The sequence below is a fragment of the Streptococcus sp. 2741 genome (assembly GCF_013276315.1).
Taxonomy (GTDB): Bacteria; Bacillota; Bacilli; order Lactobacillales; family Streptococcaceae; genus Streptococcus; species Streptococcus pseudopneumoniae.
Map to the genome: position 1 here is coordinate 1 of NZ_VMKU01000072.1, position 18987 is coordinate 18987.

Genomic DNA, 18987 nt, shown 5'->3' on the forward strand with positions numbered 1-18987 from the left:
CAACCTGCGGCTAGTTTCCTAGTTTGTTCTTTGATTTTCATTGAGTATCAGATGAATTTCTTGGTTGTGGCTAAAAAATATGCTACACTATCAATATGAAAATTTTAATCCCTACAGCAAAAGAAATGAACACAGACTTGCCGAGTATCGAGGCAACACCTTTAATACCAGAAAGTCAGGCCGTGCTGGATGCCTTGGCCCTCTATTCTGCTAGTCAATTGGAGAGTTTTTATAAGGTATCAGCCGAGAAGGCTGCGGAAGAATGTCAAAATATCCAAGCTTTGAAAAGGCAAACTGCTCAACACTACCCAGCTCTTAAACTTTTTGATGGGCTTATGTACCGCCATATCAAGCGAGATAAGTTGACCGAGGCGGAACAAGCCTATCTTGAAAATCATGTCTTTATTACTTCGGCTTTGTACGGTGTCGTTCCAGCCTTGTCATCTATGGCCCCTCACCGTTTGGACTTTTTGATGAAGTTAAAAGTCGCTGGTAAGACTTTAAAGAGTCATTGGAAGGCAGCCTATGATGAAGCTGTGAAGCAGGAAGAAGTGATTTTCTCCCTCTTGTCGTCCGAGTTTGAGACGGTATTTTCTAAGGAAATCAGAGAAAAAATGGTGATCTTCAAATTTATGGAGGATAGAGGCGGTCAGCTGAAAATTCACTCAACCATTTCCAAGAAAGCGCGTGGTGCCTTCCTGACAGCCCTGATAGAAAATCAAGTACAGACGGTGGAGGAAGCTCGTCGCTTAAGCTTTGCAGGATTTACCTACCGAGAAGATCTGTCCCAGCCACAGGAATTGGTTTTTGTTAAGGAAGTATAGAAATCAGATATTTTGTATTTGGCAATATGTATCATCAGCTATTTTAGTTTATAAATGAAAAAAAGCGAACAAGCTAGTCTTCTGAGTGTCAGAAAAGTAGTCTTGTTCGCTTTTATTATATTAGTTACTTGATAGCATTGACCAAGTCTTCCGCTTGTTTTTCAAGTGAGCTTAGGACTGTTTCTTCAAGAACCAATTTTCCGTCTGCCCAAGCAGAGTCATTAACACGTGCAGCAGTGAAATCACCAACGCCTTGTGTACGGATAAATGGCAAGAGGTCTTTGTAGATAGCGAAAAGTTGATCGTGCCCTGCATTGGCTACAGATGATACGGTGACAAACTTGTCTTGAAGGGCAGAAACGCCACGTGTATCAGACAAGTCAAGGGCACGAGATAGCCAGTCAAGCAAGTTTTTCACTGTACCAGGGATAGAGAAGTTGTAGACTGGAGAGAAAATCCAGATAGCATCCGCAACGAGAACTGCTTCACGAGCAGCAGCTACAGCTGGATGTGTTGGAACTTCCAAATCTTGACTGAAGAGAGGAAGGGCTGAATAATCAAGGTAGCTAACTTCCGCTTTACCAGCAAGTGCTTTCTCAGCTTCGAGCGCCATTTGGTGGTTGAAAGAACCTTGACGTAGTGATCCGACGATAAATAATACTTTTTTAGACATGATGTGTCTCCTTTTTCTTAAAATTTCGAGAATTCTCTCGTTGTTATAAAATATATTACAACAAAGCAAAACAACTTGCAAGAAATTTGCTCAGAGTTTATTTGAAAATTGTAAAATTTCGGAAACTCTAGTCATTTGTGACTGAAAAAGTAAGAACTGTTTCACTTTCAAAATCGGTTTTGTTTGAAGGAAGAAATAAAGTGCGATTGTTCTTGCATTCACTTGTAATAAAGCCCAATAGATGGTAAAATAGACGAGTGAAAAAAAGACAAAACAAAGTAAAAAATAATCTACTGTGGCAGTATGGTCTAGGGATGACGATTTTGTTTGTGGTTATCAGTGCTTCCTTTCTGTATCTAGTGTTTCTGAGTATGAAACCTTATCAAACAGCTAAAAGTGAAGGAGAAAAATTAGCTCAGCAGTATGCAGGATTAGAGCAGGCTGATCAGGTTGACTTATACAATGGCTTGGAATCCTATTATAGCGTTCTTGGCCGTAATAAAAAACAAGAAGCACTTGCTGTCCTGATTGGAAAAGATGACCACAAGATTTACGTTTATCAGCTAAATCAAGGTGTTTCACAAGAAAAAGCAGAAGCTGTTTCGAAGGAAAAAGGAGCTGGCGAGATTGACAAGATTACCTTTGGCCGTTATCAAGACAAACCAATCTGGGAAGTCAAGTCAGGCTCTGATTTTTATCTAGTAGATTTTGAAACAGGAGTATTGGTCAATAAGGAGGGCCTATGAAACTATCCAACCGTGTTTTAGAAATGGAAGAAAGTGTGACCTTGGCTGCTGGAGCTCGTGCCAAAGCACTCAAGTCTGAGGGAAGAGATATCCTGTCTCTAACCTTGGGTGAGCCAGATTTCACTACTCCAAAAAATATCCAAGATGCCGCCATTGCATCGATTCGAGATGGGCGTGCTTCTTTTTATACAGTAACCTCAGGCCTGCCAGAGCTCAAGGCAGCGGTCAATACTTACTTTGAACGCTTTTACGGCTATTCTGTAGCACCAAATCAAGTGACAGTCGCTGCTGGAGCCAAATATTCTCTCTATACCTTCTTTATGGCTGTGGTCAATCCAGGTGATGAAGTTATCATCCCAACCCCCTACTGGGTAAGCTATGGAGACCAGGTCAAGATGGCAGAAGGTGTGCCAGTCTTTGTTCCTGCTAAGGAAGATAATCACTTTAAGGTGACCGTAGAGCAGTTAGAAGCAGCTCGCACAGACAAGACCAAGGTTTTGGTGCTGAATTCGCCATCCAATCCGACAGGTATGATTTACACCCGTGAGGAACTCTTGGCAATCGGAAACTGGGCTGTAGAAAAGGATATTCTCATTCTAGCAGATGATATCTATGGGCGCTTGGTCTATAATGGTCATGAGTTCACACCGATTTCTAGCCTATCTGAGGCAATTCGCAAGCAAACAGTGGTCATCAATGGAGTGTCTAAAATCTATGCCATGACAGGTTGGCGGATTGGCTATGCCGTTGGAGAAGCAAACATTATTGCTGCCATGTCCAAGATTGCAGGTCAAACAACTTCGAATCCGTCAGCAGTAGCCCAGTATGCAGCAGTTGAGGCTCTATCAGGTGAGCAAGATACTGTAGAAAGCATGCGTCAGGCTTTTGAGGAACGTCTCAATACCATCTATCCCCTTCTTGCTGAGGTGCCAGGATTTGAAGTGCTCAAACCGCAAGGAGCTTTCTATCTCTTCCCAAATGTCAAAAAAGCTATGGAGATGAAAGGCTATACAGATGTGACAGATTTTACAACCGCTATCCTAGAAGAAGCCGAAGTGGCCTTGGTAACAGGAGCAGGATTCGGAGCACCAGAAAATGTCCGCCTCAGCTATGCGACAGACCTAGACACGCTTAAAGAAGCAGTTAAACGCTTGAAAGCATTTATGGGTAGTGAGAATGATTGATCATTTTGAGATTAAGGTAAAGGATTTACAAATTTCAGAAGGATTTTATAAGAGTTTTCTCGCTCCTTTGGGCTATAAATTGGCTTTTAAGACTAGTTCTCTAATCAGTTTTCTTGCCCCGAACAGCCCTCATCCTGGTGGTGATTTTTGGCTGGCTCAGGGGACACAAGATCCTATTCACTTTGCTTTTTTAGCAGAAAATAAGGAAGAAGTTCAGGCTTGTTATGAGGCTGGTTTAGAGGCAGGTGGGCGAGACAATGGGGCTCCTGGTTATCGCAGTGAGCATCCGATTTACTACGCTGCTTTTGTGATTGACCCAGATGGGAACAATATAGAAGTGGTTTGCCATAAAGAATAAAAAAGAAAAAGGAAAAATAATGACAAAACGTGTAACGATTATTGATGTAAAAGACTATGTTGGTCAGGAAGTGACGATTGGCGCTTGGGTTGCCAACAAATCAGGAAAAGGGAAAATCGCCTTCTTGCAATTGCGTGATGGAACAGCCTTCTTTCAAGGTGTAGCCTTTAAACCAAACTTTGTCGAAAAATTTGGTGAAGAAGTAGGACTTGAGAAGTTTGATGTTATCAAACGCTTGAGCCAAGAAACGTCTGTCTATGTGACAGGTATTGTCAAAGAGGACGAACGTTCTAAATTTGGCTATGAGTTGGACATCACAGACATCGAAGTGATCGGTGAATCTCAAGACTACCCAATCACACCAAAAGAACATGGTACAGACTTCTTGATGGACAACCGTCACTTGTGGCTTCGCTCTCGTAAGCAAGTAGCGGTGATGCAAATCCGTAACGCTATTATCCATGCAACTTATGAGTTCTTTGACAAGAACGGTTTCATGAAATTTGACAGCCCAATTCTTTCAGGAAATGCGGCAGAAGATTCAACAGAACTCTTTGAAACGGACTACTTCGGAACGCCAGCCTACTTGAGCCAATCAGGTCAGCTTTACCTAGAAGCAGGTGCTATGGCTCTTGGTCGTGTCTTTGACTTTGGTCCAGTTTTCCGTGCTGAAAAATCAAAAACGCGCCGTCACTTGACCGAGTTCTGGATGATGGATGCAGAGTACTCATACTTGACACATGATGAGTCGCTTGACTTGCAAGAAGCTTATGTGAAAGCTCTTCTACAAGGTGTTCTTGACCGTGCGCCTCAAGCCTTGGAAACCTTGGAACGTGATACAGAGCTCTTGAAACGCTACATTGCAGAGCCATTCAAACGTATCACTTACGATCAAGCCATTGACCTCTTGCAAGAACATGAGAATGATGAAGACGCTGACTACGAACATCTTGAGCATGGTGATGACTTTGGTTCACCACATGAAACTTGGATTTCAAACCACTTTGGTGTGCCAACTTTTGTCACGAACTACCCAGCAGCCATCAAGGCCTTCTATATGAAACCAGTTCCTGGAAATCCAGAGCGCGTGCTTTGTGCAGACTTGCTTGCTCCAGAAGGTTACGGAGAAATCATCGGTGGTTCTATGCGTGAGGAAGACTATGATTCCCTTGTCGCTAAGATGGATGAACTTGGCATGGACCGTACAGAGTATGAATTCTACCTTGACCTTCGTAAATACGGTACAGTTCCACACGGTGGATTTGGTATCGGTATCGAGCGTATGGTAACCTTCGCAGCAGGAACAAAACATATCCGTGAAGCCATTCCATTCCCACGTATGTTACACCGTATTAAACCATAAGAACAGGAAAACGCCCATGTGGCGTTTTTTCGAATTCCAGAGTTTTTACTTGCGTAAAAAATTTTTTTCTAGTATAATAGTTTATTGTGAGCGAACCTCACTTACCCCTTGCAAAGTCTTGGGGTCATTAGACCAAAAGGAGGAACATATCAATGGCTAAATACGAAATTCTTTATATCATTCGTCCAAACATTGAAGAAGAAGCTAAAAACGCTTTGGTAGCACGTTTTGACTCTATTTTGACTGACAACGGTGCAACTGTTGTTGAATCAAAAACTTGGGAAAAACGTCGTCTTGCATACGAAATCAAAGATTTCCGTGAAGGACTTTACCACATCGTTAACGTTGAAGCAAACGACGATGCAGCTCTTAAAGAGTTTGACCGTCTTTCAAAAATCAACGCTGACATTCTTCGTCACATGATCGTCAAAACTGACGCGTAAGAAGGTAAACTATGATTAACAATGTTGTACTTGTAGGGCGTATGACACGTGACGCTGAGTTGCGTTATACCCCATCAAATGTAGCAGTTGCGACTTTTACTCTTGCAGTAAACCGTACATTTAAGAGTCAAAATGGCGAACGTGAGGCTGATTTTATCAATGTCGTTATGTGGCGCCAACAGGCTGAAAACCTTGCTAACTGGGCTAAAAAAGGCTCACTTATCGGGGTGACAGGCCGTATCCAGACTCGTAGTTACGATAACCAGCAAGGACAACGTGTCTACGTGACAGAAGTCGTGGCTGAGAATTTCCAAATGTTGGAAAGCCGTAGTGTGCGTGAAGGTCATACAGGTGGAGCTTACTCTGCCCCAACTGCAAACTATTCAGCACCTACAAATTCAGTGCCAGACTTTTCACGTGATGAAAATCCATTTGGAGCAACAAATCCATTGGATATTTCAGATGATGATTTACCATTCTAATGGACAACTAAAATTATAAAGGAGAAAAAACATGGCTCAACAACGTCGTGGCGGATTCAAACGCCGTAAAAAAGTTGATTACATCGCAGCAAACAAAATTGAATATGTTGATTACAAAGATACTGAGCTTCTTAGCCGTTTCGTTTCAGAACGTGGGAAAATCCTTCCTCGTCGTGTAACAGGAACTTCAGCTAAAAACCAACGTAAAGTAACAACAGCTATCAAACGCGCTCGCGTAATGGCTTTGATGCCTTTCGTAAACGAAGATTAAAGAAAAGACCCGGTTGGGTCTTTTTTTCAGGTCCAGTGGACCTCTTTTTCATGAGCTTGAAAACAAGAAAGTGAATTAAGACCCCGACGGGTCTTTTTTCACGAGATAGTTTTTTTCTGACCTTGGCGTGCTATAATAGTAATAGAAAGAGTAAAGGTGGGTAAGTCAAAGATGAATTGTACGATTAGAAATATGATTAAGTCTGATATTGAATCCTTATCTCATGGATTTATGAATCAAGGTTGTCCTGGTAGAGAGGAAATTTTGGCTAGATATTTTCTGGAACAGGAAAGTGGGGAGAGAGAAGTCTTAGTTGCAGAGATTGATGGTGCTGTAGCGGGCTACGTTACCATTTTGCCCTCTGCTAAACATGGTCCTTTTGCAGAAGTCTATCCAGAATTATCAGATTTTAATGTGTTTGAGCCTTTTCGAAATCAAGGGATTGGGAGTCAACTGCTAGAAGAGGCAGAAAATCGAGTTAAGTTTTTTTCAGACAAAGTGACGTTGGGTGTAGGTTTGCACTCAGGCTATGGACCTGCCCAGAGATTGTATATCAGACGGGGCTACATTCCAGATGGGACAGGTGTCTGGTATCGAAATCAACCCTTGGAAATGAATGCTACTATTCAAAATAATGATGATTTAGTTCTGTACTTATCAAAGAAGTTCGAATAAGAGATGGCGAATTTCTTTGAAAATAGGGGATTTAGCTACTTTATGGTATAATGGAAAGAGTTAGATTGAAAGAGGTAGTGAGATGGATGCCAAATTAAGATACAAGGCAAAAAAGATTAAGATTGTCTTTTTTGATATTGATGATACATTGCGAAATTCCAAGACAGGTTTTATTCCGTCTTCAATCCCAACTGTTTTTAAGCAATTACGTGAGAAAGGAATCTTGACAGGTATTGCTTCTGGACGGGGGATTTTTGGTGTTGTACCAGAGATTCGTGAACTGAATCCTGACTTTTTTGTGACCTTAAATGGGGCTTATATCGAAGATAAAAAAGGTCAGGTTATTTATCAACATCAGATTGAGAAGTCAGATGTTGAGGAGTATATTTCTTGGGCCAAGCAAGAGGAAATAGAGTATGGCTTGGTTGGGAGTCATGATGCCAAATTGTCGACTCGTACCGATATGATTAGTGAAGCTATCAATCCAATTTATCCCGATTTAGATGTAGATCCTGATTTCCATGAAAAAGAAAATATCTATCAGATGTGGACTTTTGAAGATAAAGGAGATGACTTGCACTTGCCTGACAGTCTCTCAGACAAACTTCGCATGGTTCGTTGGCATGAGCATTCGTCTGATATTGTGCCGATTTCAGGCTCCAAAGCGACGGGGGTGGAAAAGGTTGTGGAACATCTTGGCTTGAAACCAGAGAACGTCATGGTTTTTGGAGATGGCCTCAACGACTTGGAACTCTTTGATTATGCTGGAATCAGCGTTGCAATGGGAATTTCTCATGATAAGATCAAAGAAAAAGCAGATTATATTACAAAAGCACTAGAAGAAGATGGCATTTTTGATGCCTTAGAAGGATTTGGTATGGTAGAAAAAGAATTGCATTTCCCACAAGTAGACATTGAAACAGTAGAAGGTCCTATCGCGACTATTAAGACCAATCACGGAGACTTGCGTATTAAACTTTTCCCTGAACATGCTCCTAAAACAGTAGCTAACTTTGTAGCTCTTGCAAAAGATGGTTACTATGATGGTGTCATTTTCCACCGTATTATCAAGGACTTTATGATTCAAGGTGGAGACCCAACTGGAACTGGTATGGGTGGCGAGTCCATCTACGGCGAATCTTTTGAGGATGAATTCTCAGAAGAACTTTACAATGTCCGGGGTGCCCTTTCTATGGCCAATGCTGGTCCAAATACTAACGGCAGCCAGTTCTTTATCGTGCAAAACCAACACCTACCTTATTCTAAGAAAGAAATTGCTCGTGGTGGTTGGCCAGAACCGATTGCGGAAATCTATGCCAACCAAGGAGGAACTCCTCACCTAGACCGCCGTCATACTGTTTTTGGTCAGCTAGCTGATGAAGCTTCTTACGCTGTTTTGGATGCAATCGCTGCTGTTGAAACAGGGGCTATGGACAAGCCAGTTGAAGATGTTGTGATTGAAACAATTGAAATCGAGGACTAAGATGAAAATCGGTGATAAGCTAAAGAGCCGTATTACAGGGATTCAGCCCTACGGTGCCTTTGTTGAGCTAGAGACAGGTGATACGGGGCTGATTCACATTTCAGAGATTCGGACAGGCTTTATTGAAAATATTCATGAAGCCTTGAAAGTCGATGAAGAGGTTCAAGTTCAGGTAGTGGATTTAGATGAATTTACAGGGAAAGCAAGTCTTTCTATCCGCACTTTGGAGGAAGAAAAGCACCAGTTTCCGAGACGGAGACGCTTTTCAAGCGACCGTTTTAACTACGGCTTTGCGCCTCTTAAACGAATGATGCCAATTTGGACTAGAGAAGCCTTGCACTATTTAAAAAAGAAGAAGTAGTTTAGAATTTTATATTTTTTGTAATGTTAATATAAATCTGCTATAATAGAACCATGGAAGAAGAACAATTATTAAAATCAGGGGAGCGAATTAACCAGCTCTTCTCAACAGATATTAAAATCATTCAAAATAGAGAGGTTTTTAGCTATTCGGTGGATAGTGTTCTCTTGTCACGTTTTCCACGTTTTCCTAAAAAGGGCTTGATAGTGGATTTCTGCGCTGGGAATGGAGCGGTGGGGCTATTTGCTAGCACTCGTACTCAGGCACAGATTTTGGCTGTTGAGATTCAGGAGCGTTTGGCGGATATGGCTGAACGCTCTGTCCGTTTGAATGGTTTGGAAGAGCAGATGGAGGTCATCTGTGATGATTTGAAAAATATGCCTGCTTATATCCAGGGAAGTAAGGTGGATATGATTTTGTGTAATCCGCCCTATTTCAAGGTGGATCCTCATTCAAACCTGAACGAGAGTGAACATTATCTCTTGGCGCGACATGAAATCACGACCAATTTGCAGGAAATCTGTCGTAGTGCCCAGAGTATTCTCAAATCTAATGGGCGTTTGGCCATGGTTCATCGTCCTGATCGACTTCTGGATATTTTGGATACGTTACAACGGCATAATCTAGCCCCTAAGCGTCTGCAATTTGTCTATCCAAAAAAGGAAAAGGAAGCCAATATGCTCTTGATTGAAGCTATCAAGGATGGTTCAACAAGTGGCTTTAAGGTCTTACCACCTCTCATTGTTCACAATGATGATGGCTCTTATACGCCGGAACTCGAAGAGATTTATTATGGATTATAAGGCTTATATGTATGTGCTGGAGTGCCGTGACGGATCCTACTATACAGGCTATACGACTGATGTGAAGAGACGCCTCGCTGTCCATAATAGTGGGAAGGGAGCCAAATACACACGAGTACGCTTGCCAGTCAAACTCATCTATGCTCAAGGTTTTGCCAGTAAGGAAGAAGCCATGTCGGCAGAAGCCCTTCTCAAGCGTAAGAAACGACCACAGAAGGAAAGATTTTTATCTGAAAATCAAGATAGAAATTTACTCAGTTATTTTGAAGAGTAGCGGGGAGTCCTTTGACTCCTCTTACTTTTGTCAAAAAGCGAAAAAAATGCTACAATAAAGAGAATAAACAAAATGAGGTATTATCATGTCTAAGATTCTAGTATTTGGTCACCAAAATCCAGACTCAGATGCCATCGGGTCATCTGTAGCCTTTGCCTACCTTGCAAAAGAAGCTTACGGTTTGGATACGGAAGCTGTTGCTCTTGGAACTCCAAATGAAGAAACAGCCTTTGTCTTGAACTATTTTGGTATAGAAGCACCGCGTGTTATTACTTCTGCCAAAGCAGAAGGAGCAGAGCAAGTTATCTTGACTGACCACAATGAATTCCAACAATCTGTATCAGATATCGCTGAAGTAGAAGTTTATGGTGTTGTAGACCACCACCGTGTGGCTAACTTTGAAACTGCAAGCCCACTCTACATGCGTTTGGAGCCAGTTGGTTCAGCGTCTTCAATCGTTTATCGTATGTTCAAAGAACATGGTGTAGCTGTGCCTAAAGAGATTGCTGGTTTGATGCTTTCAGGTTTGATTTCAGATACCCTTCTTTTGAAATCACCAACAACACATCCAACAGATAAGATTATTGCTCCTGAATTGGCTGAATTGGCTGGTGTAAACTTGGAAGAGTATGGCTTGGCTATGCTGAAAGCTGGTACAAACTTGGCTAGCAAATCTGCTGACGAATTGATTGACATCGATGCTAAGACTTTTGAACTCAATGGAAATAATGTCCGTGTTGCCCAAGTAAACACAGTGGACATCGCGGAAGTATTGGAACGCCAAGCAGAAATTGAAGCTGCAATGCAAGCTGCCAACACAGCAAACGGCTACTCTGACTTTGTCTTGATGATTACAGACATCGTCAACTCAAACTCAGAAATCCTAGCACTTGGTGCTAATATGGGCAAGGTTGAAGCAGCTTTCAACTTTAAACTTGCAGACAACCACGCCTTCCTTGCTGGTGCCGTTTCACGTAAGAAACAAGTGGTACCTCAATTGACTGAAAGCTTCAATGCTTAAGATTTTGAGTGTCAGTTCAAAATCGGAAAGGATAGTTTGCCTTATATCGAAAGGAGTTTCAGCTCCTTTTTTTCTAGGAGTGAAGCATGTTAGAAAATGGTGATTTAATTTTTGTGAGGGATCTTTCAGATATGGGACAGGCCATCCAGACTTCCACAGGCAACTATAACCATGTTGCCATTTATTTGGATGGGATGATTTACCATGCTAGTGGAAAATTTGGTGTAGTCTGTCAAGAACCAGCAGACTTCTTTGAGCCCAATCATTTGTACGACATCTATGTTTACCCAGAAATGGATATCCATTCGGTGAAGGAAAGAGCTTGTAAACATCTTGGAGCTCCCTACAATGCTTCTTTCTATCCAGATGGAGAAGGTTTTTACTGTTCCCAGTACATGGCAGAAATCCTACCGATTTTTGAAACCATACCCATGAAATTTGGGGATGGGGAGCAGGAGATTAGTGACTTTTGGAGAGAGTATTACAGAGAACTAGGTCTGCCTGTGCCTCTGAACCAAGCTGGGACCAATCCCAGTCAATTGGCAACATCGCCTCTATTACAATGTAAAGAAAGGAATCTTCATGATTCAGATTTTTAATCCATCTCGTTTGACTAGACAGCCATTTTTTAGAGAATTGATCCGCTATCTGGACCAGCATGATGATGTGATTCTACGGGAAATTAAGGCTCAATTTCCAGATGATGCAGTTGATAAACTCATGGAAGAGTATATAAAGGCAGGTTTGATTCTACGAGAAAATAAGCGTTATTACCTTAGTCTTCCTATGCTTGAATCACTCGATAGTCTTGAACTGGATCAAGAGATTTTTGTCAGCGAAGCTAGTCCGATCTATCAAGCCTTGTTACAGAAGAGTTTTGAGACGGAATTGCGCAATCAAACCAATGCAGCTATTTTAGTTGAAAAGACGGACTTTGCGAGATCAAAAATGACCTTGTCTAATTATTTCTACAAGGTCAAACATCAGTATCCTTTGACAGAAAAACAGCAGGAACTCTATGACATTTTAGGAGATGTTAATCCTGAGTATGCCCTCAAATACATGACAACTTTTTTGCTAAAATTTCTCAAAAAAGATCAACTGATGCAGAAACGCCGAGACATCTTTGTGGATAGTTTGGTCGTCCTAGGTTATATTGTCCAAAAGGAAGATGGGAAGTATGAGTTGACCGTCGATTTTGACAAGGAGAGATTAACTTTCTACTTAGCGTGAAATTTTGTTTCTGAGCACATTGTTTGACTTTCCTTAGGATTAAGTATAAACTATACGTAACCGGTAACACATATCGGAATAAACTAAAGGAGACAATCATATGTCACTTGAAAACAAATTGGAACAAGCAACAGGCGCTATCAAAGAAGGATTTGGTAAAGTTACTGGGGATGGTAAGACTGAAGCAGAAGGTGCTGTAGAAAAGACAGTTGCTAAGGCAAAAGAAGTAGTTGAAGATGCTAAAGGTGCTGTAGAAGGTGCCGTTGAAGGTTTGAAAAACGCTTTTAAATAAGGATATAAAAAAATCAAGGGTTTATTTCCCTTGATTTTTTTATTATCTTATAAATAATTTTCTGCGACGGCTGCATCTCCTGGGTAGGCTTCTTTCTTGCCTTGGACGATTTGGTAGCAATCGGCTCCCTTACCAACAATAATAACTGCATCTAATTCTTGACTTGTGATAGCCATAGCTGCCTTGATGGCTTCTTGGCGATCCGCAATTTTTTCAACAGGATGATTGATGTAGCGACTAATTTCATCTGCAATGGCCATTGGGTCTTCGTAGTTGGGGTCATCAGCAGTCAGAAAGACTTGAATCTCAGGGTGTTGATTGAGGAGGAGGCCAAAGTCCTTACGACGACTTTCTCCCTTATTTCCTGTCGAACCTAACACCAGAGCAATCTTTCCTGTTTGATGAGTCTCAACCACATTGATGAGTTTTTTGAGACTGTCACCATTGTGGGCATAGTCGATGAAAACCTTGGCTCCATTTTTCTGAGTGAGGACTTCCATACGACCAGGAACGCGGGTTGCAGCAATTCCTTTTTTGATGTCCTCAAGACTAGCTCCGAGACGGAGGCAAGCAAGTCCAGCAGCAACGGCATTTTCTTGGTTGAAGTTGCCAATGAGTTGGATATCATAATCTCCAGCGAGTTTACCTGTAGCTGAAAAACTAAAGGCTTTGGAATTCTCGATTTGATTATTTGATTGGCTACCATAGAAATCATGGTCTTGATCTGCCACTTGTTCTTTTAAGACAGAAAAGTGGTCCATGTCACTATTAATGATGACTGCTCGGCTATTTTCCATCAAGAGACGTTTGTGGTAGAAGTAGTCTTCAAAGCTAGGGTGTTCAATAGGGCCGATATGGTCTGGGCTGATATTGAGGAAAACTCCCACATCAAAGGTTAGACCATAGACACGTTTGACCAGATAGGCTTGGCTGGAGACTTCCATGATGAGGTGGGTACGGTCATTTTGCACAGCTTGATTCATCATGTCAAAGAGGTCAATACTCTCAGGAGTTGTCAATGCAGACTTAAAGAAAGTCTTGCCATCTAAAGTTGTATTCATAGTCGAGAGCATAGCAGGTCGATGCCCTTGAGATAAGATGTTATAAGCGAAATAGGCTGCTGTTGTCTTACCCTTAGTACCAGTAAAGGCAAGGAGTTTGAGTTTTTCCTGTGGATTACCATAGAACTCCATGGCAATCAAACTCATGGCTTTCTTTATATCGTTCACAATGATGACAGGGATACCGACTTCGTAGTCTTTTTCAGCTACATACCAAGCTAAGCCTTGTGTTATAGCAGAAAGAAGGTATTCTTTTTTAAAGGCAGCACCTTTTGCAAAAAAAAGAGTGTCTTCTTTTACTTTTCGGCTGTCGTAACTAATGCTATCAAAAACAACTTTGCTGTAGTTGTAGTGATAATGTCCTTGGTCGATAATCTCGCGGAAGAGACCATCTTTCTTTAATATATCTAATACGGTTTCAATCTTTATCATACTTTCTATTGTAAACCGAAAGTCGCAAATTTACAAGTAACAAGGAAAAGTTTATAATGGAAGATAAGGAGTGTTTCCTAGTTATCAAAATTGAATGAGGAATCTATGTCGCACGAAAACAATCACCAGCAGGCCCAGATGTTACGGGGGACTGCTTGGCTAACGGCTAGTAACTTTATCAGTCGCCTGCTTGGGGTCATCTATATTATCCCTTGGTACATCTGGATGGGATCTTATGCAGCTACGGCAAATGGTCTCTTTACCATGGGCTACAATATCTATGCCTGGTTCTTGCTGGTTTCAACAGCAGGGATTCCAGTTGCGGTGGCCAAGCAAGTTGCCAAGTACAATACCATGCGAGAAGAAGAGCATAGCTTTGCCCTGATTCGGAGCTTTTTAGGATTTATGACAGGACTTGGCCTCGTTTTTGCTTTAGTTTTGTATCTCTTTGCTCCTTGGCTAGCAGACTTGTCTGGCGTGGGCAAAGACTTGATCCCAATCATGCAAAGCTTGGCTTGGGGAGTCTTGATTTTCCCGTCTATGAGTGTTATCCGAGGATTTTTCCAAGGGATGAATAATCTCAAACCTTATGCCATGAGCCAAATTGCTGAGCAGGTCATTCGTGTTATCTGGATGCTCCTAGCAACCTTTATCATTATGAAACTTGGTTCAGGAGATTACCTAGTAGCGGTTACCCAATCCACCTTTGCTGCCTTTGTCGGCATGGTAGCTAGTTTTGCAGTTTTGATTTATTTCCTTGCCCAAGAAGGCTTACTCAAAAGAGTCCTTGAAACAGGGGATAAGATTAACAGCAAGCATCTTTTGATCGATACCATTAAGGAAGCCATTCCTTTTATCTTGACAGGGTCTGCCATCCAGCTCTTCCAGATTTTGGACCAGCTGACCTTTATCAATAGTATGAGCTGGTTTACCAACTACAGCAATGAGGACTTGGTTATCATGTTTTCTTATTTCTCAGCCAATCCTAATAAAATCACGATGATTTTGATTTCTGTTGGGGTTTCGATTGGGAGTGTAGGCTTGCCGCTTTTGACAGAAAACTATGTCAAGGGGGACTTGAAGGCAGCTTCTCGTCTCGTTCAGGACAGTCTCACCCTACTCTTTATGTTCTTGCTACCAGCAACGGTTGGAGTGGTTATGGTAGGAGAACCTCTTTATACAGTCTTCTATGGCAAGCCAGACAGTTTGGCTATGGGCTTATTTGTCTTTGCAGTTTTGCAGTCTATTATTTTAGGCTTGTACATGGTCTTGTCCCCCATGCTTCAAGCCATGTTCCGCAACCGCAAGGCCGTTCTCTATTTTATCTATGGTTCTATTGCCAAGCTGGTCTTGCAACTGCCTACCATCGCCCTTTTCCACAGTTATGGTCCCTTGATTTCAACAACCATCGCTCTTATCATTCCTAACGTCTTGATGTATCGGGATATTTGTAAAGTAACGGGTGTTAAGCGCAAGGTGATTGTGAAGCGAACCATTTTAATCAGTTTGCTGACCCTAGTCATGTTTCTGTTAATAGGAACCATCCAGTGGCTGTTAGGATTTGTTTTCCAACCAAGTGGACGTTTGTGGAGCTTCTTTTATGTAGCTCTTGTCGGTGCCATGGGGGGTGGACTCTACGGATTCATGAGTCTCTATACTCGTCTCTTAGATAAGGTTATTGGACAGGCCAAAGCTGCCCAGTTGCGAGCAAAATTTAAGTTTTCTTAAGATAGCATTTATAAATAAAAGGAATAAGTTGAACAATCTTTTAGGAGAACTTGAAACTTATTCCTTTTTTTAGCGTCAAAACAGCTAAAATTATCTTTTAAGAGTAGAAGATGAGGCCTTTTTCGATTTTTTTGGACAAAATCATTGACTAAACAAACTAAACGTTGTATAATAAAACAAATCTTTAAATCAGGAGGTTCTGGAAATGAAAAAGTCTAAGAGCAAATATCTAACCTTGGCAGGTCTTGTCCTGGGTACAGGAATTTTATTGAGCGCGTGTGGAAATTCTAGCACAGGATCAAAAACCTATAACTATGTTTATTCAAGTGATCCATCTAGTTTGAACTATCTAGCAGAAAACCGCGCAACAACAAATGATATTGTGACCAACCTGGTAGATGGTCTCATGGAAAATGACCAATATGGGAACTATGTGCCATCCTTGGCAGAGGATTGGAGTGTTTCTAAGGACGGTTTGACCTATACCTACAAACTTCGTAAGGATGCCAAGTGGTTTACTTCTGAGGGAGAAGAATATGCTCCTGTAACTGCCCAAGATTTTGTGACAGGTTTGCAATATGCGGCTGATAAAAAATCAGAAGCCTTGTATCTAGTGCAGGACTCTGTTGCAGGTTTGGATGACTATATCACTGGTAAAACAAGCGACTTTTCAACTGTCGGTGTCAAGGCTCTTGATGACCAAACGGTTCAATACACCTTGGCTCGACCAGAACCTTACTGGAACTCAAAAACGACATCAACCATTCTTTTCCCAGTCAATGCGGATTTCCTAAAATCAAAAGGGGATGATTTTGGCAAGGTAGACCCTGCTAATATTTTGTACAGTGGACCTTTCTTGATGAAAGCTTTTGTTTCAAAATCTGTCATCGAATACAAGAAAAATCCTAACTACTGGGATGCTAAAAATGTCTTTGTAGATGATGTTAAATTGACCTACTATGATGGTAGTGACCAAGATGCTCTTGTTCGTAATTTTACAGACGGAGCCTATAGCTACGCTCGTCTCTATCCAAATAGTTCAAGTTTTGAAGGGATTAAAGAAAAATACAAAGATGATATCATCTACAGTATGCAGACTGCTACGTCTTATTACTGGAATTTTAACCTAGATAGACAAGCTTATAAATTTACTTCTAAGACGACCGACATTGAAAAGAAATCAGCTCAGGAAGCAGTTCTTAATAAAAACTTCCGTCAAGCTATTAACTTTGCCTATGATCGTACAGCCTATGGGGCTCAAACTCAGGGAGAAGACGGAGCGACTAAGATTTTGCGTAACTTGGTTGTTCCTCCAACCTTTGTAAGTATCAAGGGAAAAGACTTTGGTGAAGTAGTAGCCTCTAAGATGGTCAATTATGGTAAGGAATGGCAAGGTATCAACTTTGCGGATGGTCAAGACCCTTATTACAATCCTGAGAAAGCCAAGGCTAAATTTGCTGAGGCCAAGAAAGAGCTAGAAGCTAAGGGAGTTCAATTCCCTATTCATTTGGATGCGACAGTTGACCAAGCTTCTAAGAAGGGGATTCAAGAAGTAAGCTCTATGAAGCAATCTATTGAAGCAGCTTTAGGTACGGAGAACGTCGTTATTGATATCCAACAGTTATCAACAGAGGACTATCATAACTCAAGTTACTTTGCTCAAACAGCAGCTCAAAAAGATTATGACCTTTACAATGGTGGTTGGGGTCCTGACTACTTAGATCCATCAACCTATCTTGATATCTTTAGTGTCAAGAATGGTGGGGTTCTACAAAATCTTGGACTCGAGCCTGGTGAAGCCAACGACAAGGCTAAGGCAGTTGGACTTGACACTTATACTCAAATGTTGGAAGAGGCTAATAAGGAGCAAGACCCAGCCAAACGTTATGAGAAATATGCTGATATTCAAGCATGGTTGATAGATAGTTCTCTAGCGATTCCAAATGTTTCATTAGGTGGAACGCCTAGCTTGAGAAAAACAGTTCCTTTCTCAGCACCTTATTCATTGGCTGGTAATAAAGGGGTTGAATCATATAAATACCTCAAAGTACAAGATAAGATTGTCACAACAGACGAATATGCAAAAGCCAGAGAAAAATGGTTGAAAGAAAAAGAAGAATCCAATAAAAAAGCCCAAGAAGAATTGGCAAAACATGTCAAATAAAATCTAATTGTAGATAAGTTTGTGTAAGAAGTCTTTGTGCTTAAAAACGCATAATATCAGGTATATAAAATCCTAGATGTTATGCGTTTTGTTATAGGAAGATTTATTAGATTTTATCCTCAAATTGAGTTATTCCCGACTTTATCCGTTGAAATATTATAAGGAGTATTTATGAAATTAAAATTATTAAGAGTAGATACTAAGGTGATTATGGGGAGTTTCTTACTTGTTCTGTCTAGTCTACTTGCTTTGTTGCTTCCCCTTATCTTAAAGGGTTTAATAGATGGGAGTTCTATTGAAAATATAGGTTCCAAAGTATTTCAATCGTTTTTGATTTTTATTGGTCAAGCCTTGTTTTCTTCTATTGGTTACTATCTGTTTAGTCAATCGGGTGAAAAAAAGATAGCAAAAATCAGGAAAAAAGTGATAGAGGGGTTGATTTATGCAGAGAAATCCTTCTTTGATAAGAGCCAAAGTGGGGAGTTGACTTCTGCCATTGTCAATGACACGAGTGTCATTCGTGAGTTTTTAATTACGACTTTCCCAAATATTATTTTGAGTTTAGTTATGGTACTTGGTTCCATCATAGTCTTATTTAGTCTTGATTGGAATCTTTCTCTACTTTTATTCATCACTCTTCCTTGTATGATGTTTATTATCTTGCCCCTTTCCAATATCAGTGAAAAGTATAGTCGTCGTTTACAGGAGGAAATCGGATTTTTAACAGGGCAATTGACTGAAAAGATTCAAGAACATGAATTAATTAAGACTAACCAAGCAGAGAAAAGTGTACAGGATGTTTTGGATAATTGTATTGAAAGGGTACAAAACAATTCACTGAAATCAGATAGGATTACTTCTTTTGAGACCCCGTTTGCTCTCTTATTTATCTTTGCGACTATAGCTGTGATGCTAACCTATGGGGGTTATCGGGTCAGCGCAGGATATATATCTGTGGGAACCTTGGTTTCGTTTTTGATTTACCTCTTTCAATTACTTAATCCTATTAGTAATATAGCTAATTTTGTAACTGTTTATTCTAGGAGTAAGGGATCTTCAGTTGCACTGGAGAACTTGCTTGCAGTTCCTAAAGAAAAATTTGAGGGAGGAAAATCG

Annotated in this window: 21 protein-coding genes and 1 pseudogene; 20 read left to right on the forward strand and 2 right to left on the reverse strand. The window is 40.9% G+C overall.

From position 1 onward, the window contains the following. The first annotated feature begins 95 nt into the window (after positions 1-95). The gene (yaaA, locus tag HT671_RS07630) at positions 96-824 is read left to right on the forward strand and encodes a peroxide stress protein YaaA (RefSeq protein WP_023933180.1); all 729 of its coding nucleotides are present in this window, start codon (positions 96-98) and stop codon (positions 822-824) included. 124 nt (positions 825-948) lie between these two features. Here yaaA and HT671_RS07635 read toward each other — a convergent pair whose 3' ends face one another. Beyond that, the gene (locus tag HT671_RS07635) at positions 949-1497 is read right to left on the reverse strand and encodes an NADPH-dependent FMN reductase (protein WP_050261735.1); all 549 of its coding nucleotides are present in this window, start codon (positions 1495-1497) and stop codon (positions 949-951) included. A 257-nt stretch (positions 1498-1754) separates the two neighbouring features. Here HT671_RS07635 and HT671_RS07640 point away from each other — a divergent pair, with 257 nt between their 5' ends. The 16 genes from HT671_RS07640 (at position 1755) to HT671_RS07715 (ending at position 12486) form a co-directional block, all read left to right on the forward strand. Further along, on the forward strand, positions 1755-2243 hold the full coding sequence (locus HT671_RS07640) for a DUF5590 domain-containing protein (protein ID WP_050261734.1): 489 nt from the start codon (positions 1755-1757) through the stop codon (positions 2241-2243). Then, the gene (locus HT671_RS07645; RefSeq protein ID WP_000777796.1) at positions 2240-3427 is read left to right on the forward strand and encodes a pyridoxal phosphate-dependent aminotransferase; all 1188 of its coding nucleotides are present in this window, start codon (positions 2240-2242) and stop codon (positions 3425-3427) included. The genes HT671_RS07640 and HT671_RS07645 overlap by 4 nt, the downstream gene beginning before the upstream one ends. Further along, positions 3420-3785 (forward strand): VOC family protein, encoded by a 366-nt coding sequence (locus HT671_RS07650; protein ID WP_023937609.1) that lies wholly within the window; start codon positions 3420-3422, stop codon positions 3783-3785. The genes HT671_RS07645 and HT671_RS07650 overlap by 8 nt, the downstream gene beginning before the upstream one ends. 16 nt (positions 3786-3801) lie before the next feature. After that, a complete protein-coding gene (asnS, locus tag HT671_RS07655; protein WP_161802379.1) occupies positions 3802-5148 on the forward strand; it encodes an asparagine--tRNA ligase in 1347 nt (448 codons plus the stop codon). A 152-nt stretch (positions 5149-5300) separates the two neighbouring features. Further along, positions 5301-5591, forward strand: a complete 291-nt coding sequence (rpsF, locus tag HT671_RS07660; RefSeq protein ID WP_001151784.1) for a 30S ribosomal protein S6 — start codon at positions 5301-5303, stop codon at positions 5589-5591. A gap of 11 nt (positions 5592-5602) precedes the next feature. Beyond that, positions 5603-6073 carry a single-stranded DNA-binding protein SsbA gene (gene ssbA, locus HT671_RS07665; RefSeq protein ID WP_000609606.1) on the forward strand — a complete coding sequence of 157 codons (471 nt, stop codon included), beginning with the start codon at positions 5603-5605 and terminating at the stop codon, positions 6071-6073. A 31-nt stretch (positions 6074-6104) separates the two neighbouring features. Beyond that, the gene (gene rpsR / locus HT671_RS07670; RefSeq protein WP_000068664.1) at positions 6105-6344 is read left to right on the forward strand and encodes a 30S ribosomal protein S18; all 240 of its coding nucleotides are present in this window, start codon (positions 6105-6107) and stop codon (positions 6342-6344) included. A 171-nt stretch (positions 6345-6515) separates the two neighbouring features. After that, entirely contained in the window at positions 6516-7019 is a 504-nt protein-coding gene (locus HT671_RS07675; protein ID WP_138703114.1) for a GNAT family N-acetyltransferase, read from the forward strand. An 82-nt stretch (positions 7020-7101) separates the two neighbouring features. After that, entirely contained in the window at positions 7102-8502 is a 1401-nt protein-coding gene (locus tag HT671_RS07680; RefSeq protein ID WP_023940251.1) for a bifunctional Cof-type HAD-IIB family hydrolase/peptidylprolyl isomerase, read from the forward strand. A 1-nt stretch (position 8503) separates the two neighbouring features. After that, positions 8504-8863: a S1 RNA-binding domain-containing protein gene (locus HT671_RS07685; protein WP_172923112.1), complete on the forward strand. Its 360-nt coding sequence runs from the start codon at positions 8504-8506 to the stop codon at positions 8861-8863. A gap of 53 nt (positions 8864-8916) precedes the next feature. Then, positions 8917-9666, forward strand: a complete 750-nt coding sequence (locus HT671_RS07690) for a tRNA1(Val) (adenine(37)-N6)-methyltransferase (RefSeq protein ID WP_000390770.1) — start codon at positions 8917-8919, stop codon at positions 9664-9666. Beyond that, the gene (locus tag HT671_RS07695) at positions 9656-9940 is read left to right on the forward strand and encodes a GIY-YIG nuclease family protein (RefSeq protein WP_023940249.1); all 285 of its coding nucleotides are present in this window, start codon (positions 9656-9658) and stop codon (positions 9938-9940) included. The genes HT671_RS07690 and HT671_RS07695 overlap by 11 nt, the downstream gene beginning before the upstream one ends. An 85-nt stretch (positions 9941-10025) precedes the next feature. Beyond that, positions 10026-10961 (forward strand): manganese-dependent inorganic pyrophosphatase, encoded by a 936-nt coding sequence (locus HT671_RS07700; RefSeq protein WP_138703115.1) that lies wholly within the window; start codon positions 10026-10028, stop codon positions 10959-10961. An 86-nt stretch (positions 10962-11047) separates the two neighbouring features. Continuing rightward, the gene (locus HT671_RS07705; RefSeq protein ID WP_023940246.1) at positions 11048-11560 is read left to right on the forward strand and encodes a YiiX/YebB-like N1pC/P60 family cysteine hydrolase; all 513 of its coding nucleotides are present in this window, start codon (positions 11048-11050) and stop codon (positions 11558-11560) included. Then, positions 11544-12194 (forward strand): DUF1803 domain-containing protein, encoded by a 651-nt coding sequence (locus tag HT671_RS07710; protein WP_023940244.1) that lies wholly within the window; start codon positions 11544-11546, stop codon positions 12192-12194. The genes HT671_RS07705 and HT671_RS07710 overlap by 17 nt, the downstream gene beginning before the upstream one ends. Before the next feature lie 100 nt (positions 12195-12294). Next, positions 12295-12486 (forward strand): CsbD family protein, encoded by a 192-nt coding sequence (locus HT671_RS07715; protein WP_000051182.1) that lies wholly within the window; start codon positions 12295-12297, stop codon positions 12484-12486. Between the two features lie 47 nt (positions 12487-12533). Here the strand turns inward: HT671_RS07715 and HT671_RS07720 are convergent, their stop codons facing one another. Beyond that, positions 12534-13979: a UDP-N-acetylmuramoyl-L-alanyl-D-glutamate--L-lysine ligase gene (locus HT671_RS07720; protein ID WP_023941017.1), complete on the reverse strand. Its 1446-nt coding sequence runs from the start codon at positions 13977-13979 to the stop codon at positions 12534-12536. A gap of 105 nt (positions 13980-14084) precedes the next feature. On the opposite strand from HT671_RS07720, the gene HT671_RS07725 reads away from it, so the two are divergent. From HT671_RS07725 to HT671_RS11680, 3 genes and pseudogenes are all read left to right on the forward strand, one after another. Further along, complete coding sequence (locus HT671_RS07725; protein WP_166736395.1) at positions 14085-15707, forward strand: polysaccharide biosynthesis protein; 1623 nt, start codon at positions 14085-14087, stop codon at positions 15705-15707. Between the two features lie 205 nt (positions 15708-15912). Then, a complete protein-coding gene (locus tag HT671_RS07730; protein ID WP_000748867.1) occupies positions 15913-17871 on the forward strand; it encodes a peptide ABC transporter substrate-binding protein in 1959 nt (652 codons plus the stop codon). A gap of 210 nt (positions 17872-18081) precedes the next feature. Then, positions 18082-18816 (forward strand): annotated as a pseudogene (locus HT671_RS11680) (ABC transporter ATP-binding protein); the annotation flags it as partial. Between the last annotated feature and the right edge of the window lie 171 nt (positions 18817-18987).